General features: G+C 73.4%; 12 protein-coding genes. 1 reads left to right on the top strand and 11 read right to left on the bottom strand.

Annotated features, from left to right (window positions below; translation table 11 throughout):
- Nucleotides 1-180: 180 nt before the first annotated feature.
- From O7631_RS17170 to ald, 6 genes are all read right to left on the bottom strand, one after another.
- Nucleotides 181-951, bottom strand: coding sequence for a pseudouridine synthase (locus O7631_RS17170; protein WP_269679797.1), 771 nt, complete (start codon nucleotides 949-951; stop codon nucleotides 181-183).
- Entirely contained in the window at nucleotides 938-1,960 is a 1,023-nt protein-coding gene (gene scpB / locus O7631_RS17165; protein WP_278145098.1) for an SMC-Scp complex subunit ScpB, read from the bottom strand. Before scpB ends, O7631_RS17170 begins: the two co-directional genes overlap by 14 nt.
- Complete coding sequence (locus O7631_RS17160; protein ID WP_278145097.1) at nucleotides 1,953-3,005, bottom strand: segregation/condensation protein A; 1,053 nt, start codon at nucleotides 3,003-3,005, stop codon at nucleotides 1,953-1,955. Before O7631_RS17160 ends, scpB begins: the two co-directional genes overlap by 8 nt.
- A 23-nt stretch (nucleotides 3,006-3,028) precedes the next feature.
- Nucleotides 3,029-3,952 carry a ParA family protein gene (locus O7631_RS17155; RefSeq protein WP_088990243.1) on the bottom strand — a complete coding sequence of 308 codons (924 nt, stop codon included), beginning with the start codon at nucleotides 3,950-3,952 and terminating at the stop codon, nucleotides 3,029-3,031.
- A gap of 180 nt (nucleotides 3,953-4,132) precedes the next feature.
- A complete protein-coding gene (locus O7631_RS17150; protein ID WP_278145096.1) occupies nucleotides 4,133-5,098 on the bottom strand; it encodes a site-specific tyrosine recombinase XerD in 966 nt (321 codons plus the stop codon).
- A 38-nt stretch (nucleotides 5,099-5,136) separates the two neighbouring features.
- On the bottom strand, nucleotides 5,137-6,252 hold the full coding sequence (gene ald / locus O7631_RS17145) for an alanine dehydrogenase (protein ID WP_269679801.1): 1,116 nt from the start codon (nucleotides 6,250-6,252) through the stop codon (nucleotides 5,137-5,139).
- 294 nt (nucleotides 6,253-6,546) lie between these two features.
- Between ald and O7631_RS17140 the strand changes: the two genes are divergently transcribed.
- Nucleotides 6,547-6,822 carry a TM2 domain-containing protein gene (locus O7631_RS17140; RefSeq protein ID WP_088990245.1) on the top strand — a complete coding sequence of 92 codons (276 nt, stop codon included), beginning with the start codon at nucleotides 6,547-6,549 and terminating at the stop codon, nucleotides 6,820-6,822.
- Nucleotides 6,823-6,910: 88 nt separating this feature from the next.
- Here the strand turns inward: O7631_RS17140 and O7631_RS17135 are convergent, their stop codons facing one another.
- The 5 genes from O7631_RS17135 to O7631_RS17115 form a co-directional block, all read right to left on the bottom strand.
- Nucleotides 6,911-7,516 carry an NUDIX hydrolase gene (locus O7631_RS17135; protein ID WP_278145095.1) on the bottom strand — a complete coding sequence of 202 codons (606 nt, stop codon included), beginning with the start codon at nucleotides 7,514-7,516 and terminating at the stop codon, nucleotides 6,911-6,913.
- A gap of 34 nt (nucleotides 7,517-7,550) precedes the next feature.
- Nucleotides 7,551-9,302 (bottom strand): CTP synthase, encoded by a 1,752-nt coding sequence (locus O7631_RS17130; protein ID WP_278145094.1) that lies wholly within the window; start codon nucleotides 9,300-9,302, stop codon nucleotides 7,551-7,553.
- A gap of 152 nt (nucleotides 9,303-9,454) precedes the next feature.
- Nucleotides 9,455-11,827: a hypothetical protein gene (locus O7631_RS17125; protein WP_278145093.1), complete on the bottom strand. Its 2,373-nt coding sequence runs from the start codon at nucleotides 11,825-11,827 to the stop codon at nucleotides 9,455-9,457.
- Nucleotides 11,827-12,996, bottom strand: coding sequence for a glycosyltransferase family 4 protein (locus O7631_RS17120; protein ID WP_278145092.1), 1,170 nt, complete (start codon nucleotides 12,994-12,996; stop codon nucleotides 11,827-11,829). Before O7631_RS17120 ends, O7631_RS17125 begins: the two co-directional genes overlap by 1 nt.
- The gene (locus O7631_RS17115) at nucleotides 12,993-14,681 is read right to left on the bottom strand and encodes a lipid II flippase MurJ (protein ID WP_278147962.1); all 1,689 of its coding nucleotides are present in this window, start codon (nucleotides 14,679-14,681) and stop codon (nucleotides 12,993-12,995) included. The genes O7631_RS17120 and O7631_RS17115 overlap by 4 nt, the downstream gene beginning before the upstream one ends.
- Nucleotide 14,682: the final 1 nt, after the last annotated feature.

Here is a 14,682-nt window from a genome sequence, read left to right as displayed (position 1 = left end):
GTACCTCACGGATCGCCCGGTGATTCGGCGCCGCAAGCGGTTCGTCAATCGTCATCAATCATGCCCGGGTCCTTCGGCGGACCCGCACGCGACGCCACCGGAGGCGACCCACGCCACCTCCAGCGGCCGTCGTCCGGCCGTCGGTGGAGCCTACCGGCAGCCGTACCCCGGAACCGGGGGTCAGTCACCCACCGCGCTGAACAGGGCGGCGACCTCCGCGTTGGTCAGCCGCCGGATCCGCCCGGTGCGCAGTTCACCGAGCCGGATCGGACCGATCGAGGTACGCACCAGCCGGGTCACCGGGTGTCCGACCTCCTCCATCAGCCGTCGGACGATGTGCTTGCGCCCCTCGTGCAGGCTCAGCTCCACCTGGGCGGTTTTACCCAGCGTGTCCACCACCTTGAACGAGTCGACCTTGACCGGCCCGTCCTCCAGCTCGACGCCGGCCAACAGCCGCTTGCTCAGGTTGCGCGGGATCGGCCCGACCACCTCGGCGAGGTAGGTCTTCAGCACCTCGTACGAGGGGTGCATGAGCTTGTGCGCGAGGGTGCCGTCGTTGGTGAGCAGCAGCAGGCCCTCACTGTCCGCGTCGAGGCGCCCCACGTGGTAGACCCGCTGCTCCACCCGGTTGCCGATGAACTCGGCCAGCTCGTTGCGCCCCTTGTCGTCCGCCATGGAGGTCACCACGCCCCGCGGCTTGTTCATCGCCACGTAGACCAGCCGGACGTCGACCTGGAGGCGCTCGCCGTCCACGTGGATCACGGCGGTGGCCGGGTCGACCTTGTCGCCGAGCTTGGCGACCCGCCCGTCCACTGTCACCCGGCGGCGGAAGATCAGATCTTCGCAGGCACGCCGGGAACCCACGCCGGCGGCGGCGAGCACCTTCTGCAGGCGCTCCGCCCCCTCGAAGACGGGGGCGTCGGGTTTGGGGGCACGGTTATCGGGTCGCATCAGCAAGCTCTTCTACGTCGTCGGGCAGGAAGGGTGCGAGGGGCGGCAGCTCGTGAACGGTGTTCAGCCCGAGCTTCTCCAGGAACAGCGTGGTGGTCTTGTACAGGAACGCCCCGCTGTCCGTTTCGGTGCCACACTCCTCGACGAGGCCGCGAGTGACCAGCGTACGGATGACCCCGTCGCAGTTCACACCCCGGATGGCTGAGATTCGCGAACGGGTCACCGGCTGCTTGTAGGCGACCACGGCGAGCGTCTCCAACGCCGCCTGGGTCAGCCGTACGGACTGCCCGTCCAGAACGAACCGCTCGACGTACGTAGCGTATTCCGGCCGGGTGTAGAGCCGCCACCCGCCGGCCGCCCGGCGCAGCTCGAACCCGTGCCCGGCGGCGGTGTACCCGGCGGCGATGTCGTCGAGCATCGGGCCGATCCGCTCGGCCGGTTGCTCCAGCACCTGGGCCAGCACCAGCTCGCTGACCGGCTCGTCGACCACCAGCAGGATCGCCTCCAGGGCGCCGCGCAGCTCGGCGTCGGGCAGCTCCGGTGCGGGCTCCGGCGCGGCCGTCACCCGCCGTCGCCCGGATGCCTGCCGAGGGGGTACGTCCCGAGCCCCGCCCGCCTCCCGTGCCGCGACCGGATCCGGGGCGATCTGGCCCGCCCCGGGCGGCGTGGCCGGCTCGGCGGCGATGTCGGTCACATCGGGTGCCGGGGCGGCCGAGGCGCACGTCGGGGCTGCGGTGGCCTCGGGCGCGGTGGCCTCAAGGGCAGGGACCTCGGAACCGGCGGGCTCGAGGTCAGCGGGCGCGAGGTCAGCAGACTCGGAACCGCCAGCCTCAAGGGCAGGGGCCTCGGAACCGGTGGCTTCCGGGTCGGCAGCCTCGGAGACGGTGGGCTCAGGGTCAGGGGCCTCGGGGGCGCCTGCCGAGGGCGCGGGCTGCCGGGGGCGTTCCCACGGGGGGACCCAGGCGGCGGCCTGGTCGGCCAGCGAGTCCCGGCGTTGCTCGTCACTCATCCCGCTCATCCTCCGTGGTTCCCGTCCCGTCCGGCCCGCCGGCCTCCCCCACCGGCGCGGGCGACTCCGACCTCACCGGGTCGGTCGGCTCCGACGCCACCGGCTCGGGCACCTCCGAACCCACCGGGTCGCGGCCCTCCGGGAGCGCCGCCGGTGGCTCCGGGTCGGCCGGGGTGCCGGCGTACTCGTCGACGTGCAGTTCGGTGTCCCCGTCGGCCGGGCCGGTCCAGCGCACCGTCAGCTCCTCCAGGGCCTGCTCCTGGACGAAGGACACCAGACCCTCCCGGTACAGCTCCAGCAGCGCCAGGAACCGCGCCACCACCTCCAGGGTCGCCTCGCAGTCGGCGCAGAGCAGCGAGAACGTGGCAGTGCCGGCCCGGCGCAGCCGGGCGGTGAGGATCGCGGCGTGTTCGCGGACACTGACCCGGACCATGTGCACGTGGGCGATGGACACCTCGGGCACCGGCTTCGGGGTCATCGCCTTCACTGCCAGTTTCAGCAGTCGTTGCGGGCCGATGCCGAGCACCAGGTCGGGCAGCGCCTCCGCGTAGCGGGGTTCCAGGCTGACCGCTCGCGGGTACCGCCGGCCGCCGACGGCCTCCAGCTCGGCGATGTGCGCCGCCGCCTCCTTGTACGCCTTGTACTGCAACAGCCGGGCGAAGAGCAGGTCCCGGGCCTCCAGCAGGGCGAGGTCCGCCTCGTCCTCCACCTCGGCGGAGGGCAGCAGCCGGGCCGCCTTCAGGTCGAGCAGGGTCGCGGCGATGAGGAGGAACTCGCTGGCCTCGTCCAGGTCCCAGTCGTCGCCCATGGCCCGGATGTAGGCGATGAACTCGTCGGTGACCGTGTGCAGGGCCACCTCGGTGACGTCGAGCTTGTGCTTGCCGATCAGTTGCAGCAGCAGGTCGAACGGGCCGGTGAAGTTGGCCAGCCGCACTGTGAACCCGGAGGCGGCGGGGTCGGCGGGCGGCACACCGTCGACCACTGCCGCTGCGGCGGCCTCGGGCGGGTCAACTGGTGGCGCGGTCACCGGACGACCGTAGTCCACGAGAGCGGCACCGGGCGTTCCGGCTACCGCTCCGACTGGGCGGCGATCACCTCGCGGGCCAGCTGACGGTAGTTACGTGCCCCGGAGGACGCCGGGTCCATCGTCGTGATGGGAGCACCGGCCACGGTGGACTCCGGGAACTTCACCGTCTTGGTGATGACCGTCTGGTAGACCTTGTCGCCGAACGCCTCGACCACCCGCTGCAACACCTGACGGCAGTGCGTGGTGCGGCTGTCGTACATGGTGGCGAGGATGCCTTCCAGCTCCAGGTCGAAGTTGAGCCGCTCGCGCACCTTGTCGATGGTGTCCAGCAGCAGTGCCACACCGCGCAGGCTGAAGAACTCGCATTCGAGGGGGATGAGCACACCGTGCGCGACGGTCAACGCGTTGATCGCCAGCAGGCCGAGTGACGGCTGGCAGTCGATCAGGATGTAGTCGTACTCCTTGCGCACCGAGCGCAGGACCCGGGCGAGGGCCATCTCCCGGGCCACCTCGTTGACGAGCTGGATCTCGGCGGCGGAGAGGTCGATGTTGGCCGGCAGCAGGTGCAGGCCCGCCACGTCGGTCTTGATCAGGACGTCCTCGGCGGTCACGTCGTCCTGCATGAGCAGGTTGTAGACGGAGAGGTCGAGGTTGTGCGGGTTGACACCCAACCCGACCGAGAGGGCGCCCTGCGGGTCGAAGTCGACGAGCAGCACCTTGCGGCCGTACTCCGCGAGGGCCGCGCCCAGGTTGATCGTGGTGGTGGTCTTGCCGACGCCGCCCTTCTGGTTGGCCATCGCGATGATGCGCGCGGGGCCGTGCCGGTCGGTGGGCATCGGCTCGGGGATGGGCTTGCGCATCGTGTAGGCAGCCGGATCCGCAGGACCCAGATCCGCGCCGAGCGTGGCCTGCTGCTCGCGGAGCTCCGACGTCCAGGTCTCGGCACGGTCACCATTGCCAGCCATGTGCTCGTTGCCCCCTCCCGACGACCCACCCGGCGTCGGAGCCGTCCGACGTCCTTCGCGGCGCCGCTGCGCACCCCGGTCGTGTCGCCCCAGGAGGTCCGCGCCGATGCCGACTGTACGCCACCGACCAGCAGGGGGTTCGGCACCGGCCCGGCGTGTCGGCACCGACCGCTACCGGGTTCAGCCTCGGGCGCGCGGGTGGGCGGTGGCGTACACCTCGCGCAGCCGCTCCACGGTGACCAACGTGTAGACCTGGGTGGTGGTCACCGACGCGTGGCCGAGCAACTCCTGGACCACCCGGACGTCGGCGCCGCCGTCGAGCAGGTGGGTGGCGTACGAGTGGCGCAGGGTGTGCGGGGACACGGCGGCGGGCCCGTCGACGGGCAGCCCGGCCCGGTCGGCGGCCTGCCGCAGGATGCCCCAGGCGCCCTGGCGCGACAGTGCGCCACCACGGGCGTTGAGGAAGACCGCCGGGGTGCCCCGGCCGGCGGCGGCGAGCAGGGGCCGGGCCCGGACCAGGTAGGCGCGGACCGCGTCGACGGCGTACCCGCCGATCGGCACCAACCGCACCCGGCCGCCCTTGCCGCGCAGCAGCACGGTGCCCTCGTCGGTGTCGAGGTCGTCCACGGCGGCGCCGACCGCCTCGGAGATCCGCGCGCCGGTGCCGTACAGGAACTCCAGCAGCGCCCGGTCCCGCAGCGCGCGGGGGGCGTCCTCGCCGGTCGCGGTGGTGGGGCCGGCGAGGTCCAACAGCCGGACCACGTCGTCGACCGGCAGGGCCCGGGGCAGCCGGCGGGGTGGGGTGGGCGGGCGGACGTCGCGGCTGGGGTCGGCGCCGGCCAGCCCCTCGCGTATCGCGAAGCGGTGCAGGCCGCGGACGGCGCTGGCCGCGCGGGCGGCGGACGAGACAGCGAGGGGCGGGTGGGCGTCGTCGCCCGCGCGCAGCCGCGCGAGGTGCGACTCGACCAGGCCGGCGTCGACCGACGCGAGGTCGGCGACGCCGGCGTCGGCGAGGGTCGCCAGGTAGCGGTCCAGATCCCGGCGGTACGAGGTGAGCGTGTTCGCGGAAAGGCCACGTTCGACGGTGAGGTGGTCGAGGTAGCCGCGCACGGCACGACGCAGCGCCGGCGTGGGCTGGGCGCCCACGCCGGCGGAGTCCGCGTCGCCGGTCAGCGTGCCGCCGTTCAGGCCAGCACGTCGGCCAGCGGGAGCACGTCCATGCCGTGCGACTCGGCGACCGGGCCGTAGGTGACCCGACCGTCGTGGGTGTTCAGGCCCAGCGCCAGCGCCGGGTCGTTGCGCAGCGCCTGCCGCCACCCCTGGTTGGCCAACTCCAGGGCGTACGGGAGGGTGACGTTGGTCAGCGCGTAGGTGCTGGTGTTCGGCACCGCGCCGGGCATGTTCGCCACGCAGTAGAAGATCGACTCGTGCACCTTGTAGACCGGGTCGGCGTGCGTGGTGGGGCGCGAGTCCTCGAAGCAACCGCCCTGGTCGATGGCGATGTCGACGAGCACGCTGCCCGGCTTCATCCGGGAGACCAGCTCGTTGCTGATCAGCTTCGGGGCCTTCGCGCCGGGCACCAGCACCGCGCCGATGACCAGGTCGGCGTCGAGCACCGCCCGCTCGACCTCGTAGGCGTTGGAGGCGATGGTCTGCAGGTGACCGCGGTAGATGGCGTCGGCCTGCCGCAGCCGGGCGACGTTCTTGTCCAGCAGCAGCACCTCGGACTGCAGGCCCAGCGCGATGGCGGCGGCGTTCAGGCCGGAGACGCCGGCGCCGATGACGACGGTCTTGGCGGCGTACACGCCGGAGACACCGCCGGGCAGCACACCCCGGCCTCCGCCGGTACGCATCATGTAGAACGCGCCGACCTGCGGGGCGAGCCGGCCGGCGACCTCGGACATCGGGGCGAGCAGCGGCAACGACCGGTCGGGCAGCTCCACCGTCTCGTACGCGATGCCGGTGACCTTGCGGTCGACGAGCGCGTCGGTGCACTCCTTGGAGGCGGCCAGGTGCAGGTAGGTGAAGAGCACCTGCCCCTCGCGCATGCGGTGGTACTCCTCGGCGACCGGCTCCTTGACCTTGAGCACCAGCTCGGCGGTCTGCCACACCTCGTCGGCGGTGTCCAGGATCTTCGCGCCCGCGGCGGCGAACTCCTCGTCGGTGATGCTGGAGCCCTCACCGGCGCCGGCCTCGACGAAGACCTGGTGGCCGTTGCGGGTGAACTCGTTGACGCCCGCTGGCGTGATCGCCACGCGGTACTCGTGGTTCTTGACCTCGCGTGGGATTCCGACCTTCACGATGCAGACACCTCTCTTCGGGGCTGCTCTCCCCCGACTGCTCGGTGCCGCAGCGGCCCCTTTGCCACCGCGGTCCACCGGTCCCGCCGGCGGCAGTCTAGGCGCGCCCCGCGCCGCCGAGAGCCAGCACAGTGACATCCGGTGCCCGAGTGTCCTGACGATCTGTCAGGCCACCGGCCCGGGCTCCGCGGCGGATGGCCGCCTCAGCCGTCAGGACAGTGTTGGGCCATCATCGTCCCATCTGTCGGGTGGCGCTGCGGACAGCGGGCAAGTGGATCACTAGTGTGTCCGCCCATGACCACTCCTCCTTACCAGCCCGGGTACCCCCAGCCGGGGTACCCGCAGGGCGTCTCCGACAAGAGCAAGATCATCGCGGGCATCCTCGGTATCCTGCTGGGCACCTTCGGTGCCGGTCGGTTCTACACCGGACACACCAAGATCGCTGTTCTCCAGCTCGTCGTGAGCGTGGTGACCTGCGGCTTCGGCGCCCTCTGGGGCGTCATCGACGGAATCCTCATCCTGGTCAACGGCGGCACCGACGCACAGGGCCGTCCGCTGCGCGACTCCTGAACCAGACCGACAGCGAACCGGGGCCCCGCGGCTGACCGCGGGGCCCCTGTCGTCGTACTCCCACACCGGTGCGAACCGGCGGCGCTGCTCAGCGGGGCAGCGGCGCGTCCGCCCGACGCAACGTCGACCACCCGGTGTCCCGGGAGCGGGCCGCGGCGAGCAGCCCGGCCACCGCGGACGCGTTGGTGATCTCCCCGGCCAGGACCATCGCGACGGCCTCGTCCAGGTCGATCCGGACGACCTGGAGGTCGGCCTCCTCGTCGTGGCGCTCGTGGCGCTCGTCGGCCGGCACGTCGGCGATGTCGCGGGCCAGGAACACCCGCACCACCTCGTTGGTGAACCCGGGCGAGCTGTGCAGGTCGACCAGCACGTCGACCCGCCCGGCGGTGAGGTCGGCCTCCTCGGCCAGCTCCCGCAACGCGGCGGCCGGCAACTCCTCACCGGAGACGTCCATCAGCCCGGCCGGCAGCTCCCACAGGTGCCGCCCGACCGGGTGCCGGTACTGGCGGATCAGCACCACCTGACCGGCGTCGTCGAGCGCCACCACGGCCACCGCGCCGACGTGCCGCACCAGGTCACGCACCCCGGTCCCGCCGCCGGGCATGGTCACCTCCTCGGTGACCACGTCGAAGATCCGCCCCCGGTACCGCTCCTGCCGGGACCGCACCTCGTAGCGGTGCTCCAGCCCGCTCACGCCGGCCCCCCGCTGGTCGGCTCGCTGACCTCGTTCACGAGGCCGAAGCGGCCTTCGTCGCGGCGCCGTTGCGGGCGGCCTTACGCGCCGACGGGGCGTCCGCCGCCGCGTCCAGGTCGACCGGCAACTGGTCGGCCTGCGAGTACGCCACAGCGGCCTTGACGAACGACGCGAACAGCGGGTGCGGGCGGGTCGGGCGGCTCTTCAGCTCCGGGTGCGCCTGGGTGGCCACGAAGAACGGGTGCAGGCTGCGGTCCAACTCCACGAACTCGACCAACCGGCCGTCCGGGGAGGTGCCGGAGATGTGCAGACCCGCCTTCGTCAGCGCGTCCCGGTAGGCGTTGTTCACCTCGTAGCGGTGCCGGTGCCGCTCGCTGATCTCGGTGCTGCCGTACGCCTCGGCGACGAGCGACCCCTCGGTCAGCGTCGCCGGGTACGCCCCCAGCCGCATGGTGCCGCCCAGGTCGCCCTTGCCGGCGACGATGTCCTCCTGGTCGGCCATCGTGGCGATCACCGGGTGCGCGGCCTGCTCGTCGAACTCCGCCGAGTTCGCGCCGTCCAGGCCGGCGAGGTGACGGGCCACCTCGATGGTCATGCACTGCAGGCCCAGGCAGAGGCCGAGCAGCGGGATGCCGTTCTCCCGGGCGTACCGGGCGGCGCCGATCTTGCCCTCGATGCCGCGGACGCCGAAGCCACCGGGGATGAGCACACCGTCGACGCCGGCCAGGGCCGCAGCCGCGCCGGCCGGAGTGACGCACTCGTCGCTGGGCACCCACTTGAGCTGCACCCGGGCCCGGTGACCGAAGCCGGCCGCGCGGATCGCCTCGCTCACCGACAGGTACGCGTCCGGCAGGTCGACGTACTTGCCGACCACCGCGACGGTGACCGTGTGCCGGGGCCTGTGCACCCGCTCCAGCAGGTCGTCCCAGCTGGCCCAGTCCACGTCCCGGAACGACAGGCCGAGCCGGCGCACCACGTACGCGTCGAGCCCCTCGCGGTGCAGCACCTTCGGGATGTCGTAGATGCTCGGGGCGTCCGGGGCGGCGACGACCGCCTCGCGGTCGACGTCGCAGTAGAGCGACAGCTTCTCCTTGAGCTTCTCCGGGATCTCCCGGTCGCAGCGCAACACGATGGCGTCCGGCTGGATACCGATGTTGCGCAGCTGCGCCACCGAGTGCTGGGTCGGCTTGGTCTTCAGCTCACCCGACGGCGCCAGGTACGGCACCAGGGAGACGTGCAGGTAGAAGCAGTTGTCCCGGCCGAGGTCGTGGCGGACCTGACGGATCGCCTCCAGAAACGGCAGCGACTCGATGTCGCCGACGGTGCCACCGACCTCGGTGATCACCACGTCGGGGAGCTGACCGTCCTCGTCCGGGTCGGCCATCGCCAGGATCCGCGACTTGATCTCGTTGGTGATGTGCGGGATGACCTGGACGGTATCGCCGAGGTACTCGCCGCGCCGCTCCTTGGCGATCACGTCGGAGTAGATTTGACCGGTGGTGACGTTCGCCTTGCCGGACAACGCCCGGTCGAGGAAGCGCTCGTAGTGCCCGACGTCGAGGTCGGTCTCCGCGCCGTCCTCGGTGACGAAGACCTCACCGTGCTGGAACGGGTTCATCGTCCCCGGGTCGACGTTCAGGTAGGGGTCGAGCTTCTGCATCACCACGCGCAGCCCGCGCGCGGTCAGCAGGTTGCCGAGGCTGGAGGCGGTGAGGCCCTTACCCAGCGAGGAGGCGACGCCCCCGGTGACGAAAATGTGCCTGGTCGTCCGTGCTGATGGGGCCAAGGCCTGCTCCCGTGTCGTCTGTCGCGGTCATGCAGACCGCCGTGCTTGATCAGCAAAGTGATCACGCGATCCACGGGATTCGACGGTAACACCTCCCGGGCGGGTACTCGCAGGCCGCACCCCAGCTGCGACACCTGCGGGTCATCCGGTGCTCAGGAAGCGGCAACCTCGGTCGATGACCGGGTGGCCTGCCGGGGCGCCACTGCGGACCCGTCCGCGGTCGGCTCCACCGGGCCGTCAGGGCCGCCTGCGGTCGGGGCGTCCGGGGCCGGGGCCGGGGGTGCGCTCACCGGCGGGCCGCTGATCGGCCGGGGATGGGCCGCGCCCAACGGCCCACCGCCGGTCGGGATGTCACCCCCACCGGTCGGGCCGACCCCGCCGGAGCCCGAGTCGTCGTCGGCGCCACTCTCGCGGAACCGACCCGGAACCGGGCGGGTGCGGTCCGCGGCGTGCCCGAGCACCCGCAGCGACGCCAGGACCGCCATCGGCACCACCACCGCGGCGGCGGCACCCATCACGTCCAACGCCGCGCCGTCGAGCAGACCACCGAGCACCGCGGCGACCACCGTCCCGGCCAACGCGGCCCGGACCGCCGGGTAGATGCCGAACAGCCGCATCAGCCCACCCCACGGCTGCAACAGGGCGAACCACACCAGCAACCCGCCGGTCAACGCCAGCACCGTCAGCGGGCTGTTGACCAACGTCTCGAAGTTCTCCGTGCTGGACCGGTGCACGGTGAACCCGCCGGTGCCGTCACCGAGCGCGGAGAGGAACCGCCCCAGGCTGCCCCGCTCCGCCGGCGGGCGACGCAGGTCCACCACCCCGAAACCGATACCCACCGCCAGGGCGGCCATCGCGGCCCATGCCAACCGGCTGACCGTCAACCAGCCACCGGCGCTGATCACCGCGGCGACGCTCACCCCGGCGGTGAGGGCGATCGCCCCGACCGGATCGGCGCCCAGGTACGGGCTGCCGACCACCACCACGGCGAGACCACCCACGGCCACCGTCACCGCCGGACGCCAACCCCTGGGCACCCGTTGGGCGAGCCACCCCCCGGCGAGCAACGCCCCGGCCAGGAACACTCCCAGCCCCACAGTGCTCAGCCCGGAATACCGGCCGCCCTGCAACGCGGAGTAGCCGACCACGCCGTTGAGCTGCAGGCGGGCCCCGGTGAGCACGTCCAGCCCGACGACCAGTGCGGTGAGGCCGGCCACCGCGCCGAGCGGGCCGAGGGTGCCCGCGTACCCGGGGGCGAACCGCACCGCGGCGGTGCCCGCCGCCACCAGCAGCGCGGTGACCCCGGCGAAGATCCACCCGGGGTGCTCGCCCTGCCACCACGGCACCGCGTCGGCCAGCAACGCCGCCGGCACCGTCAACGCCACGGCGACGAGCAGCAGCTCCACCACCGCCACGATCCGCCCCGACACGGGGTTCGGGCCGGTCGGGCCGGCGTGCGGGCGGGCCCGGCGCAGCAACGGCAGGATCCCGAGCGCCAGCAGCACCTGCACCACGGCCAGCACCGCGAAGAACGCCCCGGAGACGTCGCGCTGGGCGGCGGCCTCCCGATCGGCGTCGGCCGGCGCGTCGATCGCCTCGGCCAGGTCGGCGGGACGACCACCGGTGCTGACCGCCGGACGGCCCAGGAAGAGCCGCTCCGGCATCGGCCGGCCCAACGCGGCGAGGGCGGTCGGCGCGAGGTCGACCAGTTGCAGGTAGCCGTCGCGGCCGGTGCTGGCCGAGGTGAGCCACCCCCGCTCCCAGCCTGGCCCGTCGGCGACCGCCACGTGCAACCGCGACGGCTGGGCGGTGTCGGAGATCCCCGCGAGCAGCACCAACGACCGCGGTGGCCGGGCCGCGAGCACCCGGGCCAGCTGCGCGTCCGCCGCCTTGGCCTCCTCGGCGCGGGTCGCCGGGTCGGCCCCCTCGACAGTGCCCAGGTCGACGATGCTCAGCACGCAGGCGCCGAGCAGTGGCCGCGGGTCGGCGGGCAACGCCGGGGCGTACCTGTCGACGCGGCCGAACGGTCGGGCGGCGGCCACCGCCGCACCCGGACCCACGGCGACCGAGCAGCGCACCGACTCCGACAGCGAGCCGGGCAGGGCGCCCCACGGCAGACGCTGCTGGTTGTGCTGGACCACGCTCTCCTGATCGGGCAGGTTCGCGCCGATGCCGTCCGGTTGTTCGACAGTCACCCCCGCCGTCGGGCAGCCCTCCGGTGAGCGGCTGCCGTTCCACGCGGCGAAGCTGCCCGCTCCCACTGTCAGCCAACCGTCCACCGGGCAGGTGGGTCGGTGTGCGGAGCGCACCGACAGTGAGCCGATCGACCCCTCCTGGGCCATCCGCCACAACGTCGGGGTGTGCTGCGGGTCCACGTCCTCCCAACGCAGGCCCGCGACCCCGGCCAGCACCACGAAGTCGGCGGTGCGTCGCGGGCTGTCCTGCGGCGGGCGGGCGGCGAGCGCGGCGACGCCCAACGACACCACGAGGAGGGTCAGCAGGGCGGGGGTGATTCGGCGCAGCATCACCGGTGTCCCGTTCTGGGGGCGTCGGAGCCCGGGGTGGCTGCCGGGCCGGCGTGGTCCGCGGCCAGCTCGGCGTAGAGGGCGGCCAGCACGGCCACGGTGTCGGTCTCGGTCGGCCACGTCGCCGCCCGCTGCGCGCCCCGCCGGCCCAGCTCGGCCCGGGCCGCCGGGTCGTCCAGCAGCGCCCGCACCGCCGCGTCGACCGCGTCGACGTCCCCCGCCGGGATCAGCGTGGCGGCGTCGCCGACCAGGTCCGGCAGCCCACCGACAGCGGTCGCGACCAGCGGTACGCCGGCGCGCAGCGCCTCCTGGGCGAAGAGTTGCCGGGCCTCCCAGTCGCTGGTCACCACCGCCAGGTCGGCGCCGGCGAGCAGGTCGGCCACGTCGGTGCGGTGCCCCAGCAGGGTCACCGGGGCGCGGGCCGCGGAGGTCCGCGCGGCCAACGGCAGGTAGGCCGGTCCGCTGCCGGCGATCACCACGACCGGCGGCGGGGTGCGCGTACGCCACCGGGCCGCCGCGTCGATCAGCACGTCGTAGCGCTTCTGCGGGTGCAGCCGACCCACCGAGAGGATCAACGGTTGGTCCGGGCGGACCCCGAACTCGGCGCGGACCGCCGCCGCGCGTCGGCTCGGCGCGGGCAGCGTCGGCGCGGCGACCGGGGCGAGCCGGGCGTCGGCGGCGCCCAGCGCGGCGGCCCGCCGCACCAGGTCCTCGGAGGCGCCCAGCGCCACCCGCGCGCCCCGGGCCACCACCCGTTCCACGAGCCGGGACACCCCGCCGCGCAGGCCACCCGCGAGCACCGCGTTGTGCCAGGTGACGATCAGCGGTGCGGTGGGACGGGCCAGGACGGCGACCAACCCGGCGCGCAGACCGTGGGCGTGCACCACGTCGACCCGGCAGGTGGTGAGCACCCGACGCAGGGTGAGCACCGCCCGGGCGTCGGCGGGCGTCGGGCTGGCCGGGATCTCCACCGGTTCGAAACGCGCACCGACCCCGGTGAAGTCGAACTGCTCCTGGGTCGCCGCCGGCCCGCAGACCAGGACGGTGGCGCCGCCGGCGACGAGGCCACGCGCCACCGACCGCACGTGCTGGCCGACCCCGCCGGTGCTGGACGCGAGCACCAACGCGACAGTGCCCGACCATCCGGCGGACAGAGCTGGCTCACTCATCGCGCAGCCGTCTCCTTCCCATCGCCCCGCTCCGGGGAGACCGCACCGGCCGTCGGACCGCCGCCCCGGGGTCCACGTCGACGCAGACGCCGCAGCACCCCGGCGAGCAGTGGCGCTACGTCCCGCCGGTCGACGAACCAGACCACGGCGAGGAACACCGCCCCAACCAGAACCCCGGACAGCATGCCCTGACCGAGTGCCGCCGCCATCGTCGGGGTGCCGCCGTCCGACGAGTCGAGCCAGCGGCTGAGCCCCCATCCGGCGAGCGCGGCGAGCACACCGGCCAGCACACCGGCGCCCGAGGCCCGCGCCGCACCGGCCAGCGCCGCCCGGCCGGCGCTGCGCTGCACCGCCAGGAGCAGCAACGCCCCCAGCACCAGCATCCCCACCGAGTTGGCGGACGTGACCGCGAACACCCGGTCCCGCAGCGGCAGCAGCGCGCCGAACAGCACGACGACGGCCGGCACCACCAGGAAGCCCACAGCGGTGGCCGCCGTCGCCGCCCGGGTCTCCCCCCGGGCGTACAGGGCCCGGGTGAGCACCGCGAAGAGCCCGTAACCGACCAGCCCGGGGGCGTACCCGACGATCGCGGCGGCGGCAGTGGGCGCGGTGGACGCCGGGAAGAAGAAATGCCCGACCGGTCCGGCGGTGCCGATCAACGCGGCGGAGCCGAGGAAGCTGAACAGCAGCACCCCCCGCACGGCCGGCGCCAGCGTCGCCCGGTAGGTGCCCTCGTCACCGGCGGCCCGCGCCGCCGCCAGCGTCGGGTACGCAGCGACCGCCAACGGCACCGCCAGCACCGCCCACGGCAACAGGTAGACGGTCTGCGCCAGGTTGTAGACGCCCGGGTTGCTCCGCGCGCCGGCGGTGACCTGGTTCAGGCTGACGATCAGGGCGATCTGCTGGGTGGTGACGGTGACCGCGCCGGCCACCGCCAACCCACCGACCCGGGCCCGCGCGTCGGCCGGGAACCCGAACCCGGGCCGCATCCCGAGGCGCAGCCGGCCGACCGGGATGAGCAGGGACAACGACAGCACCACCACGCCGAGGGTCGTGCCGACCGACAGCAGCAGCTCACCGCCCGGGCTCACCCCACCGACCGTCGCGTTGCGGCCCTGCGTCGCGGTGAACCCCAGGTACACCACGATCACGGTGAGGCTGGACAGCAGCGGCGCGAGCACCGGCCAGGCGAAGCGCCGATGCGCCTGCAACACCCCGGTGAGCACGATGCCCACCCCGTACAGCGGCAACTGCGGTGCGAAGACCCGCAACATCCGGATGCCGCTCTGCTGCTGGGCGGCGGTCAGATGGTGCCCGAGCGACTCGACCACCGGCCCGGCGAGCAGCACCACCAGCAGCGCGAGCGGCACCAGCAGGGCCAGCGTCCAGGTCAGCAGCGCGCCGGTGGTCCGGGCCACCGTCGTGCGGTCGCCGGCCGCGACAGCGCCGGCCAGCAGCGGTACGACGAGACTGGCCAACGCGCCACCGGCGACGATCTCGAAGATGAAGTTCGGCACCGCGTTGGCCACCACGTAGGTGCCGCCGAGGTCGGTGTTGCCGAGGCTCCAGGTGAACAGCGCGGTGCGGCCGAAGCCCGCCAGCCGGCTGACCACGGTGAGGACGGCGATGAGCGCGGCTGCCCCGGCCAGCCGGCCGGCGCCGGCGAGGGGGGCCGGTCGGGTCACG

The sequence above is a fragment of the Micromonospora sp. WMMD967 genome (assembly GCF_029626165.1).
GTDB classification, from domain to species: Bacteria; Actinomycetota; Actinomycetes; order Mycobacteriales; family Micromonosporaceae; genus Micromonospora; species Micromonospora taraxaci.
This window is presented reverse-complemented; position numbering and strand designations above follow the sequence as displayed.

Bases quoted from the DNA above. Each gene is read 5' to 3' on its own strand.
- O7631_RS17140 (WP_088990245.1), top strand. From the start codon at position 6,547: ATGACCACTCCTCCTTACCAGCCCGGGTACCCCCAGCCGGGGTACCCG.
- O7631_RS17170 (WP_269679797.1), bottom strand. From the start codon at position 951: ATGCGACCCGATAACCGTGCCCCCAAACCCGACGCCCCCGTCTTCGAG.
- O7631_RS17125 (WP_278145093.1), bottom strand. From the start codon at position 11,827: ATGCTGCGCCGAATCACCCCCGCCCTGCTGACCCTCCTCGTGGTGTCG.
- O7631_RS17120 (WP_278145092.1), bottom strand. From the start codon at position 12,996: ATGAGTGAGCCAGCTCTGTCCGCCGGATGGTCGGGCACTGTCGCGTTG.
- scpB (WP_278145098.1), bottom strand. From the start codon at position 1,960: ATGAGTGACGAGCAACGCCGGGACTCGCTGGCCGACCAGGCCGCCGCC.
- O7631_RS17155 (WP_088990243.1), bottom strand. From the start codon at position 3,952: ATGGCTGGCAATGGTGACCGTGCCGAGACCTGGACGTCGGAGCTCCGC.